At 54.3% G+C, this 21,810-nt stretch carries 21 protein-coding genes; 10 read left to right on the top strand and 11 right to left on the bottom strand.

Features of this window, described 5'->3' with window-relative positions; translation table 11 throughout:
• Positions 1–1,123: helicase HerA-like domain-containing protein (locus tag FDW95_RS09870; protein WP_249359008.1), on the top strand; the 1,123-nt coding region annotated here is incomplete at its 5' end.
• Between the two features lie 122 nt (positions 1,124–1,245).
• On the opposite strand, the gene lptG is transcribed toward FDW95_RS09870, so the two are convergent.
• From lptG to FDW95_RS23295, 3 genes are all read right to left on the bottom strand, one after another.
• Positions 1,246–2,328, bottom strand: coding sequence for an LPS export ABC transporter permease LptG (gene lptG / locus FDW95_RS09865; protein WP_115259560.1), 1,083 nt, complete (start codon positions 2,326–2,328; stop codon positions 1,246–1,248).
• Positions 2,328–3,428, bottom strand: a complete 1,101-nt coding sequence (gene lptF, locus FDW95_RS09860; protein WP_115259561.1) for an LPS export ABC transporter permease LptF — start codon at positions 3,426–3,428, stop codon at positions 2,328–2,330. The genes lptG and lptF overlap by 1 nt, the downstream gene beginning before the upstream one ends.
• Positions 3,429–3,490: 62 nt before the next feature.
• Positions 3,491–3,541 carry a hypothetical protein gene (locus FDW95_RS23295; protein WP_212723231.1) on the bottom strand — a complete coding sequence of 17 codons (51 nt, stop codon included), beginning with the start codon at positions 3,539–3,541 and terminating at the stop codon, positions 3,491–3,493.
• A gap of 153 nt (positions 3,542–3,694) precedes the next feature.
• Between FDW95_RS23295 and pepA the strand changes: the two genes are divergently transcribed.
• The 4 genes from pepA (at position 3,695) to FDW95_RS09840 (ending at position 9,345) form a co-directional block, all read left to right on the top strand.
• Positions 3,695–5,206 (top strand): leucyl aminopeptidase, encoded by a 1,512-nt coding sequence (pepA, locus tag FDW95_RS09855; RefSeq protein WP_115259562.1) that lies wholly within the window; start codon positions 3,695–3,697, stop codon positions 5,204–5,206.
• A gap of 129 nt (positions 5,207–5,335) precedes the next feature.
• Positions 5,336–5,779, top strand: coding sequence for a DNA polymerase III subunit chi (gene holC / locus FDW95_RS09850; protein WP_096758490.1), 444 nt, complete (start codon positions 5,336–5,338; stop codon positions 5,777–5,779).
• A complete protein-coding gene (locus FDW95_RS09845; protein ID WP_115259563.1) occupies positions 5,779–8,634 on the top strand; it encodes a valine--tRNA ligase in 2,856 nt (951 codons plus the stop codon). Before holC ends, FDW95_RS09845 begins: the two co-directional genes overlap by 1 nt.
• Positions 8,635–8,841: 207 nt before the next feature.
• Positions 8,842–9,345: a GNAT family N-acetyltransferase gene (locus tag FDW95_RS09840; RefSeq protein WP_115259564.1), complete on the top strand. Its 504-nt coding sequence runs from the start codon at positions 8,842–8,844 to the stop codon at positions 9,343–9,345.
• A 25-nt stretch (positions 9,346–9,370) separates the two neighbouring features.
• On the opposite strand, the gene FDW95_RS09835 is transcribed toward FDW95_RS09840, so the two are convergent.
• The 3 genes from FDW95_RS09835 to rraB all read right to left on the bottom strand — a co-directional run bounded on the left by FDW95_RS09835 (position 9,371) and on the right by rraB (position 11,585).
• Positions 9,371–10,201, bottom strand: a complete 831-nt coding sequence (locus FDW95_RS09835; RefSeq protein WP_115259565.1) for a topoisomerase II — start codon at positions 10,199–10,201, stop codon at positions 9,371–9,373.
• Positions 10,202–10,349: 148 nt separating this feature from the next.
• Positions 10,350–11,108 (bottom strand): tRNA isopentenyl-2-thiomethyl-A-37 hydroxylase MiaE, encoded by a 759-nt coding sequence (miaE, locus tag FDW95_RS09830; protein WP_115259566.1) that lies wholly within the window; start codon positions 11,106–11,108, stop codon positions 10,350–10,352.
• A 51-nt stretch (positions 11,109–11,159) separates the two neighbouring features.
• Positions 11,160–11,585 (bottom strand): ribonuclease E inhibitor RraB, encoded by a 426-nt coding sequence (rraB, locus tag FDW95_RS09825; protein ID WP_096758495.1) that lies wholly within the window; start codon positions 11,583–11,585, stop codon positions 11,160–11,162.
• A gap of 164 nt (positions 11,586–11,749) precedes the next feature.
• On the opposite strand from rraB, the gene argF reads away from it, so the two are divergent.
• A complete protein-coding gene (argF, locus tag FDW95_RS09820) occupies positions 11,750–12,754 on the top strand; it encodes an ornithine carbamoyltransferase (protein ID WP_096758496.1) in 1,005 nt (334 codons plus the stop codon).
• Positions 12,755–12,871: 117 nt separating this feature from the next.
• On the opposite strand, the gene FDW95_RS09815 is transcribed toward argF, so the two are convergent.
• Complete coding sequence (locus FDW95_RS09815; RefSeq protein WP_115259567.1) at positions 12,872–13,324, bottom strand: YhcH/YjgK/YiaL family protein; 453 nt, start codon at positions 13,322–13,324, stop codon at positions 12,872–12,874.
• A 239-nt stretch (positions 13,325–13,563) separates the two neighbouring features.
• Between FDW95_RS09815 and pyrL the strand changes: the two genes are divergently transcribed.
• The 4 genes from pyrL (at position 13,564) to ridA (ending at position 15,573) form a co-directional block, all read left to right on the top strand.
• The gene (pyrL, locus tag FDW95_RS09810; protein ID WP_115259568.1) at positions 13,564–13,698 is read left to right on the top strand and encodes a pyr operon leader peptide; all 135 of its coding nucleotides are present in this window, start codon (positions 13,564–13,566) and stop codon (positions 13,696–13,698) included.
• A gap of 2 nt (positions 13,699–13,700) precedes the next feature.
• On the top strand, positions 13,701–14,636 hold the full coding sequence (gene pyrB, locus FDW95_RS09805) for an aspartate carbamoyltransferase (RefSeq protein WP_115259569.1): 936 nt from the start codon (positions 13,701–13,703) through the stop codon (positions 14,634–14,636).
• 12 nt (positions 14,637–14,648) lie between these two features.
• Entirely contained in the window at positions 14,649–15,110 is a 462-nt protein-coding gene (gene pyrI / locus FDW95_RS09800) for an aspartate carbamoyltransferase regulatory subunit (protein ID WP_003025816.1), read from the top strand.
• A gap of 76 nt (positions 15,111–15,186) precedes the next feature.
• Positions 15,187–15,573: a 2-iminobutanoate/2-iminopropanoate deaminase gene (gene ridA / locus FDW95_RS09795; protein WP_071696512.1), complete on the top strand. Its 387-nt coding sequence runs from the start codon at positions 15,187–15,189 to the stop codon at positions 15,571–15,573.
• Positions 15,574–15,664: 91 nt separating this feature from the next.
• On the opposite strand, the gene FDW95_RS09790 is transcribed toward ridA, so the two are convergent.
• The 4 genes from FDW95_RS09790 to mgtA form a co-directional block, all read right to left on the bottom strand.
• The gene (locus tag FDW95_RS09790) at positions 15,665–16,951 is read right to left on the bottom strand and encodes a TRAP transporter large permease (RefSeq protein ID WP_006686394.1); all 1,287 of its coding nucleotides are present in this window, start codon (positions 16,949–16,951) and stop codon (positions 15,665–15,667) included.
• A 30-nt stretch (positions 16,952–16,981) separates the two neighbouring features.
• Positions 16,982–17,491, bottom strand: coding sequence for a TRAP transporter small permease (locus FDW95_RS09785; protein WP_096758507.1), 510 nt, complete (start codon positions 17,489–17,491; stop codon positions 16,982–16,984).
• A gap of 62 nt (positions 17,492–17,553) precedes the next feature.
• The gene (locus tag FDW95_RS09780; RefSeq protein WP_115259570.1) at positions 17,554–18,531 is read right to left on the bottom strand and encodes a TRAP transporter substrate-binding protein; all 978 of its coding nucleotides are present in this window, start codon (positions 18,529–18,531) and stop codon (positions 17,554–17,556) included.
• A gap of 378 nt (positions 18,532–18,909) precedes the next feature.
• Positions 18,910–21,618 (bottom strand): magnesium-translocating P-type ATPase, encoded by a 2,709-nt coding sequence (gene mgtA, locus FDW95_RS09775; RefSeq protein WP_115259999.1) that lies wholly within the window; start codon positions 21,616–21,618, stop codon positions 18,910–18,912.
• Between the last annotated feature and the right edge of the window lie 192 nt (positions 21,619–21,810).

The raw sequence follows: 21,810 nt of genomic DNA, 5'->3' as shown, positions 1-21,810 counted from the left end.
CGATGTGCAGTCCGGCGTGCTGGACATTATCTTCCGCATTGCCGATGACCAGGGGCTGCTGCTGCTCGATTTCAAAGACCTGCGGGCTATCACTCAGTACATCGGCGATAACGCCAAATCCTTCCAGAATCAGTACGGCAATATCAGTAGCGCCTCGGTCGGGGCTATCCAGCGCGGGCTGCTGTCGCTGGAGCAACAGGGCGCGGCGCACTTCTTTGGCGAGCCGATGCTGGATATCAAAGACTGGATGCGCACCGACGCCAGCGGCAAGGGGATAATCAACATCCTTAGCGCAGAAAAACTGTACCAGATGCCCAAACTGTACGCCGCCAGCCTGCTGTGGATGCTCTCCGAGCTGTACGAGCAGTTGCCGGAAGCGGGCGATCTGGAAAAACCCAAGCTGGTGTTCTTCTTCGACGAAGCCCATCTGTTGTTCAACGATGCCCCGCAGGTATTGCTGGATAAAATCGAACAGGTGATCCGCCTTATCCGCTCGAAAGGCGTCGGTGTGTGGTTCGTGTCGCAAAACCCCGCCGATATTCCGGACAACGTGCTCGGTCAGTTGGGTAACCGCGTGCAGCACGCCCTGCGCGCATTTACCCCCAAAGACCAGAAGGCGGTGAAAACCGCGGCACAAACCATGCGTGCCAATCCGGCATTTGATACCGAAAAAGCCATTCAGGAACTGGGGACCGGCGAGGCGCTAATCTCGTTCCTCGATGCCAAAGGCAGTCCGTCGGTGGTGGAGCGGGCGATGGTGATTGCGCCGTGCTCGCGCATGGGACCGGTAACCGACGATGAGCGTAACGGGCTGATTAATCACTCCGCGCTGTACGGCAAATATGAAGAAGAGGTTGACCGTGAGTCGGCCTATGAGCGCTTACAGCAAGGCGTGCAGGCCAGTACTGAGCAGCAAAACACACCACCCGCCAACGGCAAAGCGGTCGCAGTGGACGACGGTATTCTCGGCGGGCTGAAGGATATCTTGTTTGGCAGCACCGGGCCGCGCGGCGGCAAGCGTGATGGTGTGGTGCAGAGCGTGGCGAAAAGCGCGGCGCGTCAGGTCACCAATCAGATTATTCGTGGCATGTTGGGAAGTTTGATGGGCGGAAGAAAACGCTAGTACCTGTGTTACTTTGCCAGATAAGGCATTAACGCCTTATCTGGCCTCCGGGTCCTGAGTAGGCCGGATAAGCGCAGCGCCATCCGGCACTGCGTGTGACGTTGCCGGATGGCGGGCTGTAATTACGATTTACGCAGCATCAGCCACAGGCTTATCAGGAAGAAGCTGGCACTTGGCAGCAGCGCCCCGATAATCGGTGGAATACCGTATACCAGCGTCAGCGGACCAAAGATCTGGTCCAGCACGTAGAACACGAAACCGAAGCTAATCCCCGTCACTACACGCACGCCCATCGGCACACTACGCAGCGGGCCAAAGATGAACGACAGCGCCATCAGCATCATCACCGCCACGGACAGCGGCTGGAAGACTTTGCTCCACATATTGAGCTGGTAGCGTCCGGCGTCCTGGCCGCTGGACTTCAGGTACTTCACGTAATTATGCAGACCGCTGATCGACAGCGCATCCGGATCCAGCGCCACGACACCGAGTTTGTCTGGCGTGAGGTTGGTCTTCCAGGTGCCGCTCACGGTTTGTGAACCGGTAACCTGCTTCGGATCCTGCAGGTTGGACTCATCCACCTGCGACAGACGCCAGACCTTATTGTCTTTATCAAATTTGGCAGAAGCCGCATAGCGCACGGACTGCAAACGACGCTGGTCGTTAAAGGTATAAATACTGATACCCCCTAACTCTTCGTCGCCTTTCACCCGCTCAATGTAGACAAAGCTGTCGCCGTCTTTCGCCCACAGCCCTTGCTGGGTAGACAGCAGCGAGCCACCGTACATCTGCTGTGCGCGGTAGTTACGCGCCATCTGTTCACCCTGCGGCGCAACCCATTCCCCGATGGCCATCGTCAACAGCACCAGCGGAATAGCGGTTTTCATCACCGACAGCGCAACCTGCATGCGGGTAAAACCGGACGCCTGCATCACCACCAGTTCACTGCGCTGGGCCAGCATGCCCAATCCCAGCAGCGCGCCTAGCAGCGCCGCCATCGGGAAGAAGATCTGAATGTCTTTAGGGGCACTGAGCAGCGTATACAGCCCGGCCCCCATCGCGTCGTAGCTCCCCTGCCCGGCCTTTTTCAACTGGTCAACAAACTTGATGATGCCGGAGAGCGACACCAGCATGAACAACGTCATCATGATGGTGGTAAAAATGGTTTTACCGATATAGCGGTCAAGTACACCAAAGGGCTGCATTATACCGCTCCTTTACGCAGAAAACGGGCACGCAAGCGGCGCACAGGCACCGTATCCCACAGGTTAAGCGCAATCGCCAGAGCCAGATAACTCAGGTTAACCGTCCACATCCAGAACACTGGATCCAGTTTCCCTTTGCCGCCGTTCGACTTCAGTGAGGTCTGGATCAGGAAGAACATCAGATACAGCAGCATGGCGGGCAGCATCGACAGTACGCGTCCCTGACGTGGATTCACCACACTCAGCGGTACCACCATCAGCGCCATCATCGCCACCGTGAATACTAACGTGATACGCCAATGCAGCTCCGCACGGGCGCGATCGGTGTCAGTCGTCCACAGCGTGTGCATGTCCATCTGGTCGGTGTCGTTCGGATCCAGCGCCACGGCCTGATGGCCGATAATCGCCTGATAGTCCTTGAAGTCGGTAATGCGGAAGTCACGCAGCAGCGCGGTCCCTTCAAAGCGCGTACCTTCGTTCAGCGACACCACCTGGGAGCCATCGCGCAGTTGCGTCAGATGTCCGGAATCGGCCACGACCACGGAAGGACGGGCGTTACCTTTTGGGCGGATCTGCGCGAGGAACACATCTTTGAAATTACTGCCATCGACGCTTTCGATAAACAGCACCGAGCTGCCGTTAGTGGCCTGCTGGAACTGTCCCTGCGCGAGTGCCGCCATGCCGGGGTTCGCTTTCGCTTCCGCCAGCACTTCGTCCTGATGCTTTGAAGACCAGGGCCCCGCCCACATCACGTTGATCGCCGCAAAGATACTGGTAAACAGCGCCAGCACCATCGCCGCTTTCACCAGTACGGCCTTACTCAGCCCGCAGGCGTGCATCACCGTAATTTCACTTTCGGTATACAGTTTGCCCAGCGTCATGAGCAGCCCGAGGAACAGGCTTAATGGCAAGATAAGTTGCGCCATTTCTGGCACGCCCAGCCCCAGCAGCGAGAGCACCAGATTTGCCGGGATGTCACCGTCAACCGCCGCACCGAGGATCCTGACCAGCTTTTGACAAAAGAAGATCAACAGCAGGATGAATAGGATCGCAAGTTGGCTTTTGAGCGTTTCCCGTACCAGATATCTTATGATTATCACTTTAAATACGCCCGTAAAAACCCGTCTTTTGCAGGAAAATAGCTTGTTTCATGGCTTAAACGTCATTTATTCTCTTGAGTCGTCGAAATCGTCGCTAAGATCATTATACTCAACGGATCCACCTCTCAGAAATTGTTCTGACGTGCCAATGCCGTAATAACGTTAAGATTAACACGAAGTCACCGCAACAGCGGGTATGAGTTACGAAAGCTTGCAATTCTATCCGTAGCCACCGCCGTTGTCTTTAAGATTCAGGAGCGTAGTGCATGGAGTTCAGTGTAAAAAGCGGTAGCCCAGAGAAACAGCGGAGTGCCTGCATCGTCGTGGGCGTCTTTGAACCACGCCGCCTTTCTCCGATTGCAGAGCAGCTCGATAAGATCAGCGACGGGTACATCAGCGCCCTGCTGCGTCGTGGCGAACTGGAAGGCAAACCGGGTCAGACCCTGTTGCTACACCACGTTCCTAACGTTCTGTCTGAGCGCATTCTTCTCATTGGTTGTGGCAAAGAGCGTGAGCTTGATGAGCGCCAGTACAAGCAGGTTATTCAGAAAACCATCAATACTCTGAATGATACCGGCTCCATGGAAGCCGTCTGCTTCCTGACCGAACTGCACGTTAAAGGCCGTAACAACTACTGGAAAGTGCGTCAGGCTGTCGAGACAGCACAAGAGACCCTCTACAGTTTTGATCAGTTGAAGACCAACAAAAGCGAGCCACGTCGCCCGCTGCGTAAAATGGTGTTCAACGTCCCTACCCGCCGTGAACTGACCAGCGGCGAGCGCGCCATTCAGCACGGCCTGGCGATTGCCGCCGGTATTAAAGCCGCGAAAGATCTCGGCAACATGCCGCCGAACATCTGTAACGCAGCGTACCTGGCTTCTCAGGCGCGTCAACTGGCCGACAGCTACAGCAAAAATGTCGTCACGCGCGTCATTGGCGAGCAGCAGATGAAAGAGCTAGGTATGCACTCTTATCTTGCCGTCGGCCAGGGTTCGCAGAACGAGTCCTTGATGTCGGTTATCGAGTACAAAGGCAACCCGTCAGAAGACGTGCGCCCGATTGTGCTGGTCGGTAAAGGGCTAACCTTTGACTCCGGCGGTATTTCCATCAAGCCTGCCGAAGGCATGGATGAAATGAAATACGACATGTGCGGCGCGGCGGCAGTGTACGGCGTGATGCGCATGGTGGCGGAACTTCAGTTACCCATCAACGTTGTCGGCGTGCTGGCGGGCTGTGAAAACATGCCAGGCGGGCGCGCGTATCGTCCGGGTGATGTGTTAACCACCATGTCCGGTCAGACTGTTGAAGTACTGAACACCGATGCCGAAGGCCGCCTGGTGCTGTGCGACGTGTTAACCTATGTCGAGCGTTTCGAACCTGAAGCGGTCATCGACGTCGCCACCCTAACCGGTGCCTGCGTGATTGCGCTGGGTCATCACATCACTGGCCTGATGTCGAACCACAACCCGCTGGCGCACGAGCTGATTGGCGCGTCCGAACAGGCGGGCGATCGCGCATGGCGTTTACCGCTGGGTGATGAGTTCCAGGAACAGCTGGAGTCCAACTTCGCAGATATGGCGAACATCGGCGGACGCCCTGGCGGCGCGATTACCGCTGGCTGCTTCCTGTCGCGCTTTACCCGTAAGTACAACTGGGCACACCTCGACATCGCGGGAACCGCCTGGCGTTCAGGAAAAGCCAAAGGTGCAACCGGTCGTCCGGTGGCGCTGCTGTCGCAGTTCCTGCTCAATCGCGCCGGGTTTAACGGCGAAGAGTAAGTTTGCTTGATTGCCGGATGGCGCCGCAAACGCGTCTTATCCGGCCTACAGTGAGTATTTAACCGTAGGCCGGATAAGCGTAGCGCCATCCGGCTTTGCATTTAAATCCACAACAAGAAGCCCCATATTATGAGAAACGCAACGTTCTATCTTCTGGATAACGACACACAACAAGATGGCTTAAGCGCCGTTGAACAACTGGTGTGTGAAATTGCCGCAGAACGTTGGCGCGCGGGCAAGCGCGTACTGATCGCCTGTGAAGACGAAAAACAGGCTATTCGGCTGGATGAAGCGCTGTGGGCAAGACCGGCAGAAAGCTTCGTGCCGCATAATCTGGCGGGGGAAGGTCCGCGTGGTGGTGCTCCGGTCGAAATAGCCTGGCCAGAAAAACGCAACAGCAGCCCACGCGATCTGCTGATCAGTTTGCGCGTCGGCTTTGTAGATTTTGCCACCGCTTTCACAGAAGTGGTAGACTTCGTCCCTTATGAAGATTCTTTGAAACAATCGGCACGCGAGCGCTACAAAGCTTACCGCGTGGCTGGTTTTAACCTGAATACGGCAACCTGGAAATAATGGAAAAGACATACAACCCACAAGATATCGAACAGCCGCTTTACGAGCACTGGGAAAAGCAGGGCTATTTCAAACCTAACGGCGATGAAAGCAAAGAGTCCTTCTGCATCATGATCCCGCCGCCGAACGTCACCGGCAGTTTGCATATGGGTCATGCTTTCCAGCAAACCATCATGGACACCATGATTCGCTACCAGCGCATGCAGGGTAAAAACACCCTGTGGCAGGCCGGTACCGACCACGCGGGTATCGCCACCCAAATGGTGGTTGAGCGTAAGATTGCCGCTGAAGAAGGTAAAACCCGTCACGACTACGGTCGCGATGCGTTTATCGATAAAATCTGGCAGTGGAAAGCGGAATCCGGCGGCACCATCACCCGTCAGATGCGCCGTCTGGGCAACTCCGTGGACTGGGAGCGCGAGCGCTTCACCATGGACGAAGGTCTTTCCAATGCCGTGAAAGAAGTCTTTGTTCGCCTGTACAAAGAAGACCTGATTTACCGTGGCAAGCGCCTGGTAAACTGGGACCCGAAACTGCGCACCGCCATCTCCGATCTGGAAGTAGAAAACCGCGAGTCAAAAGGCTCAATGTGGCACATCCGCTATCCGCTGGCTGACGGCGCAAAAACCGCAGACGGGAAAGATTATCTGGTGGTCGCCACCACGCGTCCGGAAACCGTGCTGGGCGATACCGGTGTGGCCGTCAACCCGGAAGATCCGCGTTATAAAGATCTGATTGGCAAATTCGTTATCCTGCCGCTGGTTAACCGCCGTATTCCGATTGTTGGTGATGAACACGCCGATATGGAAAAAGGCACCGGCTGCGTGAAGATCACCCCGGCGCACGACTTTAACGACTATGAAGTCGGTAAACGTCACGGCCTGCCGATGATCAACATCCTGACCTTTGACGGCGACATCCGCGAAACCGCGGAAGTGTACGACACCAAAGGCGAAGAATCTGACGTCTATTCCAACGCGATCCCGGCTGAGTTCCAGAAGCTGGAGCGCTTTGCCGCACGTAAAGCGGTGGTTGCCGCTATCGACGCGCTGGGCCTGCTGGAAGAGATTAAACCGCACGACCTGACCGTGCCTTACGGCGACCGTGGCGGCGTGGTTATCGAACCGATGCTAACCGACCAGTGGTACGTCCGTGCCGACGTGCTGGCAAAACCGGCGGTAGAAGCGGTTGAGAACGGCGACATTCAGTTCGTGCCGAAGCAGTACGAAAACATGTACTTCTCCTGGATGCGTGATATCCAGGACTGGTGTATCTCCCGTCAGCTGTGGTGGGGTCACCGCATCCCGGCCTGGTATGACAACGACGGCAACGTCTATGTCGGCCGTACCGAAGACGAAGTGCGTCAGGAAAACAACCTCGGCGCCGACGTTGCGCTGCGTCAGGACGAAGACGTTCTCGACACCTGGTTCTCCTCCGCGCTGTGGACCTTCTCTACGCTGGGTTGGCCGGAAAACACCGACGCGCTGCGTCAGTTCCACCCAACCAGCGTGATGGTTTCTGGCTTCGACATCATCTTCTTCTGGATTGCCCGCATGATCATGATGACCATGCACTTCATCAAAGATGAAAACGGCAAGCCGCAGGTTCCGTTTAAGACGGTCTACATGACCGGTCTGATTCGTGACGACGAAGGCCAGAAGATGTCCAAGTCCAAGGGTAACGTTATCGACCCGCTGGATATGGTTGACGGTATTTCCCTGCCGGACCTGCTGGAGAAACGTACCGGCAACATGATGCAGCCGCAGCTGGCTGAGAAAATTGCTAAACGTACCGAGAAGCAGTTCCCGGACGGCATCGAGCCGCACGGTACCGACGCCCTGCGTTTCACCCTGGCGGCACTGGCCTCAACCGGTCGCGATATCAACTGGGATATGAAGCGTCTGGAAGGTTACCGTAACTTCTGTAACAAGCTGTGGAACGCCAGCCGCTTTGTGCTGATGAACACTGAAGATCAGGATTGCGGCTTCAACGGCGGCGAAATGGCCCTGTCGCTGGCGGACCGTTGGATTCTGGCGGAATTCAACCAGACCATCAAAGCGTACCGCGAGGCACTGGATAACTTCCGCTTCGATATCGCCGCGGGCATTCTGTACGAGTTCACCTGGAACCAGTTCTGCGACTGGTACCTGGAGCTGACCAAGCCGGTCATGACCGGTGGTTCTGAGTCTGAGCTGCGCGGCACCCGCCATACGCTGGTAACCGTGCTGGAAGGTTTGCTGCGCCTGGCGCACCCAATCATCCCATTCATCACCGAAACCATCTGGCAGCGAGTGAAGGTTATTTGCGGTAACACTGCCGACACCATCATGCTGCAGCCGTTCCCGGAATACGATGCGGCGCAGGTAGATGAAGCCGCGTTGGCCGATACCGAATGGCTGAAGCAGGCAATCGTGGCCATCCGTAACATCCGTGCGGAAATGAACATCGCGCCGGGCAAACCGCTGGAGCTGCTGCTGCGTGGTTGCAGCGAAGCCGCGATGCGTCGTGTGAACGACAACCGTAGCTTCTTGCTGAACCTGGCACGTCTGGAAAGCATCACCGTGCTGCCTGCTGATGATAAAGGTCCGGTTTCCGTGACTAAAATTATCGACGGCGCCGAGCTGCTGATCCCGATGGCTGGCCTGATCAATAAAGAAGATGAGCTGGCACGTCTGGCGAAAGAAGTGACCAAAATCGACGGTGAGATTGGTCGCATTGAAGCCAAACTGTCCAACGAAGGCTTTGTCGCACGCGCGCCGGAAGCGGTGATCGCTAAAGAGCGTGAGAAGCTGGAAGGTTACGCTGAAGCGAAAGCGAAGCTGATTGAACAGCAGGCGGTTATTGCCGCGCTGTAAAGCTGTTTGCCGGATGGCGCTACGCTTATCCGGCAAAAAGGCACCGTCATCGTAGGTCGGATAAGCGTAGCGCATCCGACGCCGCAGACGATAAAAGCCTCTGACGCACTCGCCCAGAGGCTTTTTATTGAATTATCCTCGCTTGCGCTTTCCCTCTCCGCAGTGGTATTAACTGCATATGTCCCACTTTTACGTCATGAGTTCGCTATGAGTGTCATTACACCTGTCTCGGCGACGCTGCGTCGCATTGCTGCCGACGATAACACCGCCATTGCCCACGTGATCCGCCAGGTCTCCGCCGAATACGGTTTGACCGCTGATAAAGGTTACACGGTGGCTGACCCTAATCTCGATGAGTTATTCCAGGTATACAGCCAGCCGGGTGCGGCCTATTGGGTGGTTGAACAAAATGGGCAGGTCGTCGGTGGCGGTGGCGTTGCGCCATTAGGCTGTAGCGAGCCGGATATTTGCGAATTACAGAAGATGTACTTTCTGCCGAGCGTGCGTGGTCAGGGACTGGCGAAAAAGCTGGCGTTGATGGCTCTCGATCACGCCCGTGAGCAGGGATTTAAACAGTGCTATCTGGAAACCACCGAATTTCTGACCGAGGCGATTCACCTCTACGAACGTCTGGGCTTTGCGCATATTGCCGAGCCGCTGGGCTGCACGGGGCATGTAGATTGCGAAGTGCGGATGCTAAAACCCCTCTGACGTTAGGCAAAGGGGCAATACTGCGTTATTGCATTTCGGCTGAGAGCATCAGACGAATCACGCCGGCGGCGCGAGCGGTCGGCAATTTGAGAACCTGCGTCCACAGATCCTGAACCATATCGCAAGCCAGTTGCTCTTTACCCACACCTTTATTCGGGTCGGCCATGATTTGAATATCCGGCCCATAGCGCTGCACCAGTCCCGGACTAATGGCTTGCAGATCCTGAAGCGCCAGCTCTTTTTCTTCCGCCGTAACTGTATGTTTTCCCGGGCCGTAAGCCGCCTGCAGCATCGTCATGTCATTCGCCATACGGCGACTCATAATTTCACGTGGAATAAGCTGTACCGGGTTGATACCGCCCTTTACCGCCGGGAACAGGAAGCGAAAGCATTCGTCACCGCCTACTTTCGCTATCGCGTCAATTTGCGCGAGGTTCACCTGCATATAGGCAATCACGTTGGCATCGGGTGCCTGCTGTAAGCGCGCCATCTGGAACGTCAGGATCTGCGGCTGTATGGTGTCAATAATCTGCTGCTCGCTTTTCCCCGCCGTTTTCATCTCCACCGCCTGGTTGAGAATCGTCTGCCATAGCGCGGGTTCCTGCTCCTTAATGACCTCATAGACGGGCATTGTCAGCATTGCTTTCTCGAATTTCTGCGTTTCAGTCAGCCCATAGTCCGGACTTTCGCGCGGGATGAGATAGTGCGTATCAAACAGATTCCAGCCGATAATCGCCACGACAAAAATCACCGCACCGGAGACCTTACCTACCCAGCCCTTTTTACGACAGACGCCCACCACGGTCGCAATCACCGCCCCGATATAGCCTGCCAACAATACGTGTGCCCAGTTCATTCACCATCCTTTTTCATATCAATGCATATGGCGGGGATATATTCCCCCTTCAAGTGGTTTGATTATTGCGGCAGGCGCGATCGATTTCTAGCCACCAGATTTTAGCTACCGGGAAGGAGGAAGAGAGACACCGTACCAGAGAGTGGAGCTAGGCTGGCACGCCGCTATGAAAACGAAACTCATCGTCCGGTGATAAGATCAGGGATGCTTCCACCTCACCAAAAAACCGTACCCGGTCACTGATGTCATGGTCGGCCGCCTGCTGTGCCAACGCCAGATAATCCTGATAATGGCGCGCCTCTGAGCGCAGCAGCGACAGATAAAACGCCTGTAATTCATCATCCAGATACGGTGCCAGCGCGGCAAAACGCTCGCAGGATCGCGCCTCAATGTAGGCGCCGCAGATCAGCTTATCAATCAGCGTTAACGGCTCATGGGTACGGACTTCTTTAAGCATACCCTTGGCGTAACGACTGGCGGTCATTTTGATATACGGAATTTGGCGGCTTAGCATCGCTTCACGCACTTGCCAGAAGTGGTGTAGCTCTTCTTTGATCAGCAGCACCATGCTGTCGATAAGCTGTCGCCCCCACGGGTCGTCAGTCTGGGGCATGATGCTTTTGCTGATTTGCTTGTTCAGCAAGGTGAAATCCGGCTCTTCCCCTTCTCGGAAGGCAAAGGCTTCATAGGGTTTCAGCCACTCCAGCATCGCCTGCGATCCCTGCTTATCCGCAACATATTTACGCACCAGCAGCATCGCGGTTTGCGCCGCTTTCAGCTCGCAGACCAGATGGTCAGTCAGCAGCAGGGGAAGATTTGCCGGGTCGCGCGCTTTATCAAGCCAGGCCTCGGGCGTTTTGCAGTGCAGGAAATCCAGAATCGGGGAGAGTATTTGCGGGTAATCCATACGTTGTCCTTGCCCTACGGCAGCATGCGCCGCCGTAGGTCAGCAGATGACTTAGTGACGCACGCCGTCATCATCTTCGTCGACGAGATCGTCATCGTCGCCGTCTTCACCTTCTTCGCCGTTAGGGTCTTCAAAATAAGTGCCCCATCCGTCGTATTCCACGTCAAATTTTTCAGCCAGGTTCATCAGTTGTTCAACCTGAGTGTCAATCAGCTCGGCGTTCAGCGCACATTCACTGAGGATGTCACAGCAAATGACCGTGTCGCCTTCTTCCACTTCCAGCTCTTCCGGCTCGGTGACTTCATAACCCAGCTTGAAGGCTTCTACCGCTGCTTTTTCCAGGGTTTCAAAGTCATCCGCGGAAAGGTGATGCTCAATGGTATACAGCGCGTCAGGATCGCTACCATCTTCAAGTAACTCTTCAATAATCAAGCGTGTTTCTTCACGCTGTTCTTCCAGGTGTTCCGGGTTTGCCATGGCTCATATCCTCATAATGTCCTGCCGATACTCTTATTGTCACATACCGCTGACATTGCCTCCACCTTTCCAGGAAAGATTTGTTAAACAAGGTTGCAAATGAATAAACATACATATAAATTGAATTTTAATTCAATAAATGGCCTAAGCCATGTGAGGGAACCATGTCTGCATTTTATCAGAAGCACTTCTTGAAACTGCTCGATTTTACCTCTGCTGAACTCACGTCACTGCTGCAGCTCGCCGCCCGGCTCAAGGCGGACAAGAAAAACGGCACAGAGGTCGCTATGCTGACCGGTAAAAATATTGCGCTCATCTTCGAAAAAGACTCGACCCGTACTCGTTGCTCTTTCGAAGTTGCCGCTTACGATCAGGGCGCGCGCGTGACCTATCTCGGGCCAAGCGGCAGCCAGATTGGCCATAAAGAGTCGATAAAAGACACCGCCCGCGTACTGGGCCGCATGTATGACGGTATCCAGTATCGCGGCCACGGTCAGGAGGTGGTGGAGACGCTGGCCGAATATGCCGGGGTTCCGGTATGGAACGGATTGACCAACGAATTCCACCCCACCCAGTTACTGGCCGATCTGCTAACCATGCAGGAACACCTGCCGGGCAAAGCGTTTAATGAGATGACGCTGGTGTACACCGGCGATGCCCGTAACAACATGGGCAATTCAATGCTGGAAGCCGCCGCATTAACCGGGCTGGATCTGCGCCTGGTTGCACCACCGGCTTGCTGGCCAGAAGAGAGCCTGGTAGCCGAATGCAAAGCGCTGGCACAGAAAAACGGCGGTAATATCACCCTGACCGACGATATTGCGACGGGCGTGAAAGGTGCGGACTTCATTTATACCGACGTCTGGGTATCCATGGGTGAAGCCAAAGAGAAGTGGGCCGAACGAATTGCCCTGCTGCGTAACTATCAGGTCAACAGCGCGATGATGGCGCTAACCGGCAATCCGCAGGTGAAATTCCTGCACTGCCTGCCAGCATTTCATGATGACCAAACCACGCTGGGTAAACAAATGGCGCAAGAATACGGTTTGCACGGTGGGATGGAAGTAACCGATGAGGTCTTTGAGTCACCTGCCAGTATTGTCTTTGATCAGGCAGAAAACCGCATGCACACCATTAAAGCGGTGATGGTGGCGACATTAGCGAAGTGAGCGTGTAGATGAAAAGAATGCCGGATGGCGATGCTACGCATCTTATCCGGCCTACAACCGTGCTCCCGTAGGCCGGATAAGACGCTATTGCGTCGCCATCCGGCATCATAAAATCACTTATTCGACCAGCATTTTTACCACGGCTTTGCGCACCAGCGCAGGCGTACCTACCGCGCACAGCGGCTTATGCACTTCGCCCGGATAGAACACCACAAAATCACCTTCATTCAGCACCACCGTCTTCTCTTCCGCCCCTTCCGGCAAGAAAGCGATATCTTTGTCCGCCAGCCAGTCGGTTTCCGGCGTGCCCGCAGGCAGCGTGCTGAAGGTCATCCCTTCCTGGCCTTTTAGCAGGATCTGAATATCCAGATAACGGGCATGATACTCGGCGCGACGCTGCTCAAACGGCTCGGTCATATCTTCGGCGATCAGATAAAACAGGCGGCTACCGTCGATGTCATGTTTCCCTTTTTCGGTTGTGTCCGTCACGTGCGCTTTAATGTGTTCAATTGCCTGACGCAGCTCTTCCGGCAGCCATGCTTCCAGGTGATGAATATTGCCGATAATCATTTCAAACCCCTTAATTAAAACATTGTTTCATTTTAGTTGTTATACGAAAAATCCGTCTGCCATACCACTGCTATTTACCGATATTTTGCGTCAACGCATGTTTATCGCCTGCGGCGGTCTCCGCGGGCTTGGGTGAATGAATATTCATGAGAATCGTTTGCGATGAATAATTTGTGCATTATTCGCTTGATCCTATAACGTAGCTGAGTATAATCGCCGACAATTTGCCGGGAGGATCTATGGTTCAGTGTGTACGACATTTTGTCTTACCGCGTCTGAAAAAAGACGCTGGCCTGCCGTTTTTCTTCTCGTTGCTCATCATTCTAAGCCCCTCAATTGAGGGGCTTTTTTTTTGCCCAGGCGTCAGGAGATAAACATGGCTAACCCGCTCTATCAAAAACACATCATTTCCATAAACGACCTCAGCCGCGATGACCTCAATCTGGTACTCGCGACGGCGGCGAAACTAAAAGCCCACCCGCAGCCGGAGCTGTTGAAGCATAAGGTGATCGCCAGCTGTTTCTTCGAAGCCTCAACCCGCACCCGTTTATCTTTTGAAACCTCGATGCACCGTCTGGGCGCCAGCGTGGTGGGATTCTCTGACAGCAGCAACACCTCACTGGGCAAAAAAGGTGAAACGCTGGCTGACACCATTTCCGTAATCAGCACCTACGTCGACGCCATTGTAATGCGTCATCCGCAGGAAGGCGCCGCGCGTCTGGCCACGGAGTTCTCCGGCAATGTGCCGGTACTGAACGCGGGAGACGGCTCTAACCAGCATCCGACCCAGACGCTGCTGGACCTGTTCACCATTCAGGAAACGCAGGGTCGCCTGGACAATCTGCAAATTGCGATGGTGGGCGATCTGAAATATGGCCGTACCGTTCACTCTCTGACTCAGGCGCTGGCGAAGTTCGAAGGCAACCGCTTCTACTTTATCGCCCCGGATGCGCTGGCAATGCCGCAGTACATTCTGGACATGCTGAATGAAAAAGGTATCGCCTGGAGCCTGCACGGCACGATTGAAGAAGTGATGGCGGACGTAGACATCCTCTACATGACCCGCGTGCAAAAAGAACGCCTGGACCCGTCCGAATACGCCAACGTGAAAGCACAGTTCGTTCTGCGCGCCAGTGACCTGGAAGGTGCCAGAGAGAACATGAAGGTGCTGCACCCGCTGCCGCGCATCGATGAGATCACTCCCGACGTCGATAAGACGCCACACGCCTGGTATTTCCAGCAGGCAGGCAACGGCATCTTCGCCCGCCAGGCGTTACTGGCACTGGTACTGAATAGCGAACTGGCACTGTAAGAGGACATGACGATGACACACGATAACAAACTGCAGGTTGAAGCCATCAAACGTGGCACCGTGATTGACCATATTCCCGCACAGGTGGGTTTTAAGCTGCTGACACTATTCAAACTGACAGAGACCGATCAGCGTATCACCATCGGCCTGAACCTGCCGTCCGGTGAGATGGGGCGTAAAGACCTGATCAAAATTGAAAATACCTTCCTGACCGACGAGCAGGTCAACCAGCTCTCGCTGTACGCCCCGCAGGCCACGGTAAACCGCATTGATGACTATGACGTGGTGGGTAAATCACGTCCCAGCCTGCCTGAGCGTATCGATAACGTGCTGGTGTGCCCGAACAGTAACTGTATCAGTCATGCCGAGCCGGTTTCCTCCAGTTTTGCAGTGAAAAAGCGTGCCGATGACATCGCACTCAAATGCAAATACTGTGAAAAAGAGTTTTCCCATTATGTGGTGCTGGCCAACTAATTGGGGTTGGTTATGAGATCCCGGCTCCCTATAATGAGCGGGAACATTCTATTACCGCTGTAATTCAGGAGAAATCATGAGCAAGACTATCGCGACGGAAAATGCACCAGCAGCAATCGGCCCATACGTTCAGGGTGTTGATCTGGGTAGCATGATCATCACTTCCGGTCAGATCCCGGTTGACCCAAAAACCGGTGCCGTATCGGAAGACGTGTCCGCTCAGGCGCGTCAGTCGCTGGAAAACGTTAAAGCTATCGTAGAAGCAGCAGGCCTGAAAGTGGGCGACATCGTAAAAACTACGGTCTTCGTTAAAGACCTGAACGATTTCGCCACCGTCAACGCCACCTACGAAGCGTTCTTCACCGAGCACAACGCGACCTTCCCGGCACGCTCTTGCGTGGAAGTAGCCCGTCTGCCAAAAGACGTGAAAATCGAGATTGAAGCGATCGCCGTTCGTCGCTAAACCTTCTTGTGCCGGATGGCGGCTTAGCCTTATCCGGCCTGGGGAAGCGTAGTTTGCAGGCCCGGTAAGCGCGAGCGCCACCGGGCATTTATCACATTACGCCAAACAGTTTCGGCAGGAACAACGAAATCGCCGGAATATACGTCACCAACATCAGCACCAGGAACAGCACCGCATAGAACGGCAGCATCGCCTTCACCACCTGCTCAATCTTCTGCTTACTCACCGCACTGGCGACAAACAGCACCGATCCTACCGGCGGCGTAATCAGGCCAATCCCTAAGTTCACCAGCATGATCATGCCAAAATGCACCGGATCGATACCCAACGCGTTGGTCACCGGCAGCAGGACCGGAGTCAGGATCAGGATCAGCGGCGCCATGTCCATTAGCGTACCGATCAGCAGCAGCATGATGTTAATGCACATCAGAATGACGTATTTGTTATCCGAGATGCTGGTAAAGGCTTCGGTGATACGCATCGGCAGCTGCATATAGGTCATTACCGCGCCGAAGGCGGCGGCAAAGCCGATCAGGATCATCACGATAGTGACCGTTTTCACCGTGCGGAACATCAGCTTCGGCAGCTCAGACCATTTGTAGTCACGATAGATAAACATGGTGACAAAGAAGGCCCACAGACAGGCGATCGCCGCGGATTCTGTCGCGGTGAAGATACCCGAGAGGATCCCTCCCATAATGATCACCACCGTCATCAGGCCCCACAGCGTGTCGACAAAAATCTTCAACGCCTGGCGAAACGGTACGCGCTCCCCTTTTGGATAACCGCGTTTGTGCGCAAACGCTACGCACATCACCATCAGGCTAAAGCTCAACAGCAGACCCGGTAAGATGCCGGCAATGAACAGCGCGGCAATAGACACCGTACCGCCGGTCGCCAGCGAGTAAATCACCGAGTTATGGCTGGGGGGCGTCAGGATCGCCTGTACCGATCCGCTGGCGGTCACCGCCGCCGCAAAGTCACGCGGGTAGCCTTTTTTGTCCATCTCCGGGATCATCACCGAACCAATAGAGGCGGTGTCGGCTACGGACGATCCGGAAATTGCACCAAAAAAGGTGGAGGCCACAATATTCACCAGCGACAGTCCGCCGCGAATAAAGCCCACAAATATGTAGGCAAAATTCACCAGCCGACGCGCAATCCCGCCTTCGGCCATAATCGCTCCGGCCAGAATAAAGAACGGGATCGCCAGCAATGAAAATTTATTCACCCCGCTGGTCAGTTGGATCATTACCGCTTCCAGTGGAATATCAATGTACCAGGCGCCAATGATCGCGCTAATACCCACCGCGTACGCTACCGGTACCCCAATCGCCAGCATAATGCCGAGCGTAAAGACGAGAATAAATGCATCCATCTGCTTTCCTTTCTGAAATGGGGGCGGTAACTAGCTGGTCGAACCCAGCATGACAACAGGACGTTGGTACTGCGGACCACGGCAGATCTTCTCAACAATAAAAAGCAGCGTGATGGCAGAGCCAATCGGTAACGGCAGGTAGTTTTGCCCGGCGCTTAACAGCGGGAATTCCGCAACGGGTTGTTCCCACAGTTCAAGACACAGCGTGGTGCCGTACCAGAGAATAAACAGGCTAATCGCCGTCAGCATAATATCGGCGATAAGAGAGCAGTAACGGCGGGCGGTTTCACCCAAACGATCGGTCACCATGCTTACCGCGATATGCGAACCTGCGCGATAACTCACCGCGGCGCCAATAAAGGTGAATGTCACCATACAGAGAATAGCGACAGGCTCAGGCCATGACAGGGCATTGTTCAGAACATATCGTGCAAATATCCCAATCGGAATGATGGCGACCATCACTAATAATGCCATCCCGGCAATCCACATTGAGACCCGGTAAAAAAAATCCATTACCGATGAATAGCATTCACCCATAATCATCACCTCGAATTAATCAAAAGACTCAGGCAGATGGTGGATGCCATCCGCCTGATGAACTACTTCACATCCTGAATACGTTTGATCAAATCTTGGTGATCTTTACCGTAATTATCCCTTACCGACTGCGTGGCTTTATAGAAAACATCAGTATCAATATCATGGAACTGAACACCATTGGCTTTCATAGTTTCCAGTGATTTCGCATTATAGGCTTCCCACAATTTACGCTGTTCTACCTGCGCTTCTTTCGCGAGCTTAATAATGAGATCCTGATCTTCTTTTTTCAATTTATCCCATTTCGTTTTCGAGAACAGGAATAGCTCAGGAATAATAAAATGTTTGCTCCAGGTGTAGTTTTTAACCACCGGTAAATAGTTGTGCGCCACAAACGTTGGTGGGTTATTTTCCGTGCCATCAATTACGCCGGTCTGCATGCCGCTAAACACCTCGCTGACCCCCATCACAATGGAGTTCGCGCCCATCGCTTTTAAGGTATCCAGCGCGATTGGGCTGGCCTGCACGCGGATTTTCATCCCGTGTAAATCTTCTGGCTTGATAACCGGATTTTTAGTGATCAGGTTGCGCGTACCGGCATCCATCCAACCAAGGAATACCAGTCGTGATTTACTGTTTGCGGTCAGACGGTCGCCAATCTCCTGGCCAATCATCCCGTCCAGCACCTTATGCATATGGTCTTCATCGCGGAAAATATACGGCAGGGTAAAGACGTTAATTTCAGGGAGTATGGCGGCAACTGGGGTCATTGAGACGCGAATAATATCGATGGCGCCTAATTGCGCCTGCTCAATCATCTGTTTCTCATCGCCTAATACGCCACCGGGAAAGGTTTTAATCTCCAGACGCCCGTCGGTCGCTGCACTGAGTTTTTCCCCCATGTGCTTCACGGCAACAACGTTCGGATAATCAGCCGGATGCACATCAGCGGCGCGGAAGGTTTGGGCTAACGAGGTATGGCTGGCCAGCAAGACTGACGCGCCAATACACAGGCTTAACAGGTTTTTTGTCAGTTTCATTTGTCCTTCTCCAGAAGTTCATAATTTCCATTAATAGAAATGGCATGCAGAGCAAATGACTGCCGGAATTAAAAATGGGCAGCGAGAAACTTTTTTAACGACGTTACCTGCGCAGACTAGCTGGTGTAACAATTTATTTCGATGACTGTCTTCACAAAAAAACGTCAATGCTAATAATTTTTAGCACACTGTTTCATTTTTGCAACGGAGATCGTTTTATTGAGAAAAAACAAAAGGCGAGAACGGGATATGTTAATACTTTACCCCGTTAGTATTTCAATAAAATTAAAACACAAATATTGCGAGGGAATATCTTCGAATGAAAAAGAAAAATGCCGAATGGCTGTACCCGCACCATTCGGCAGAGAAACGAAACGGTTATTGCCAGCCGTAACGGCGGCTATAAAAACCTTTCACTAATTGGGTCAACGTCATGTAACCCGCCAGAATCGCAATCAGCCACGGGAAGTAGCTCAGCGGCAATGCCTGCAATTGCAGGTAGCTCGCCAGCGGGGAGAATGGCAGCGCAATCCCCACCACCATCACCACCAGCGTCATCAGCATCAGCGGCCATGCGGCACGGCTCTGGATAAACGGTACGCGGCGGGTACGGATCATATGCACAATCAGCGTTTGTGATAGCAGCCCCACCACAAACCAGCCCGACTGGAATAACGTCTGATGCTCTGGCGTATTGGCATGGAAGACAAACCACATCAGGCAAAAGGTCAGAATGTCGAAGATCGAGCTAATCGGTCCAAAGAACAGCATAAAGCGCCCCAGTTCGGCGGGATTCCAGCGCTGTGGTTTTTTGATCTGCTCTTCATCGACGTTATCAAACGGAATTGCCACCTGGGATACATCGTACAGCAGGTTCTGGATCAGTAAGTGCAACGGCAGCATTGGCAGGAACGGCAGAAATGCGCTCGCCACCAGCACGCTAAAGACGTTACCAAAGTTGGAGCTGGCCGTCATTTTGATGTACTTCAGCATGTTCGAGAAGGTTCGACGCCCTTCGATCACCCCTTCTTCCAGCACCATCAGGCTCTTTTCCAGCAGGATGATATCCGCGGCTTCACGGGCAATATCAACCGCACCATCGACGGAGATACCAATGTCCGCCGCGCGCAGCGCCGGGGCATCGTTGATGCCATCGCCCAAAAAGCCGACCACGTGGCCTTCGCGTTTGAGCAGGGTCACTATGCGTTCTTTGTGCATTGGCGTCAGGCGGGCAAACAGCGTGGTGCGCTGGGCAAGCCGGGCCAGCTCGTCGTCGCTCAACCCTTCAATGTGGCTACCAATCACCACCTCACCCGCGTCCAGACCGACTTCATGACACACTTTTGCCGCCACCAGTTCGCTGTCGCCGGTGAGGATTTTTACCGTAATGCCGCTGGCCTTCAGCGCCTTCAGCGCCGGGGCGGTAGTCTCTTTCGGTGGATCGAGGAATGCGATGTACCCTTCGAGGATCAGATCGGACTCATCAATACGCTGGTAGTCCCCTTCACGCGCGGGCAGGTATTTGGTTGCCACTGCCACCACGCGTAGCCCCTGACGGTTCAGCGTGTCGGTCACGCGCTTCACCCGACGCAGCATGTTGTCGTCCAGCGGAACAATTTCACCGTTGTGGCGCACCTGGGTACAGACGTTGAGGATCTCCTGCAGCGCGCCTTTGCACACTAACTGGTGAACATCGCCCACTTCTGCCACCACCACCGACATGCGGCGGCGTTCGAAATCAAACGGGATCTCATCGATTTTCTGCCAGCGGGTCGAGAGTTGACGCGCCGATTCTTCATCCACACCGTCCAGCACCGCCGTATCCAGCAGGTTCTTCAGCCCGGTCTGATAATGGCTGTTCAGCCACGCAGAATGCAGAACGTGCTCGCTGGGTTTACCGGAGATATCGGTATGATTCTCCAGCACAATTTTATCCTGGGTCAGCGTACCGGTTTTATCGGTACACAGAATATCCATCGCACCAAAGTTCTGGATGGCGTCGAGGTGCTTAACGATAACTTTTTGTTTTGACAGCTTCACCGCCCCGCGCGCCAGAGTTGAGGTGACGATCATCGGCAGCATTTCTGGCGTTAAGCCTACTGCCACGGACAGGGCAAACAGCGCCGCTTCCCACCAGTCGCCTTTGGTGTAACCGTTGATAATCAGCACAATCGGCGCCATCACCAGCATAAAGCGGATCAGCAGCATGCTGACGCGGCTGATCCCTTTCTGGAATGCATTCTGCTCGCTATCCTGCTCGGTCACGCGACCCGCCAGCTGTCCAAACCAGGTGTTCGCCCCGGTAGAAATGACGATCGCCTGCGCCGTACCGCTCACCACGTTGGTGCCCATAAAGCACAGGGTATCGCACTCCAGCGGGTTGCTTTGCTGCGGGTCACGGCTGGTCGCCACCTTCTCGACCGGCAGTGACTCACCGGTCAGCGAGGCCTGCGCGACAAACAGATCGCGCGCCTGAACGATGCGTAAATCCGCCGGGATCATATCCCCCGCCGCCAGCTTGATAATGTCGCCGGGCACGAGCTGATCGATAGGCAGTTCAACCCAACCGTTTTCGCCGGTCTCGTTAATCACCCGCAGGACCGTGGCGGTGTTGCTGACCATCGCTTTTAGCGCATCCGCCGCTTTGGTGGAGCGCGCCTCCTGCACAAAGTTCAGCAGCGTCGAGATAATCACCATCAGGGCAATCACGCCTGCGGCAAACAGATCCTCGGTGGCATAGGAAATCCCGCCCAGAATGGTGAGCAGAATATTAAACGGGTTGCGGTAACAGACCCACAGATGTACCCACCACGGCGACGGTTTCTGCGCCGGCAGCTGGTTTTCGCCATGCTGCTCACGAGCGCTTTCCACTTCCGCGGCGTTCAAGCCTTCAGGGTGGGTATTAAAGGTTTTCCACAGCGTCTCTTCGTTCATCAGCGCCATCTTCAGGCAATGTTCACTCAGAGAAGGCGGAATGGGCGTGCTGGCAACGGTCTGGGCGTTCGGCAGCGGATCACGATGCACCAGACGATGCGGTAAATGGCGGTTCAGCCGGGCAAACAGCTGGCGGGTTATATTTTTAAACATAGGCAGTCCCTCTGCGCCGGTATCAACAGGCGCAGTAAATCCTTCAGGCGTGGCAAAGCCTTGCCTGATGGCAATCATAAAATCACAACAGGGACGTCAGAACGTCACTGTCTTACGTTTCCGGTAAGACAGTGAATGCAGGCTTACCGGAAAGGGGGTTTTCTCCGTTTCGGGAGAGGGGTGGGATCGGGA

The sequence above is a fragment of the Citrobacter sp. wls718 genome, from assembly GCF_005280945.1.
Lineage (GTDB): Bacteria > Pseudomonadota > Gammaproteobacteria > Enterobacterales > Enterobacteriaceae > Citrobacter > Citrobacter gillenii.
This window is presented reverse-complemented; position numbering and strand designations above follow the sequence as displayed.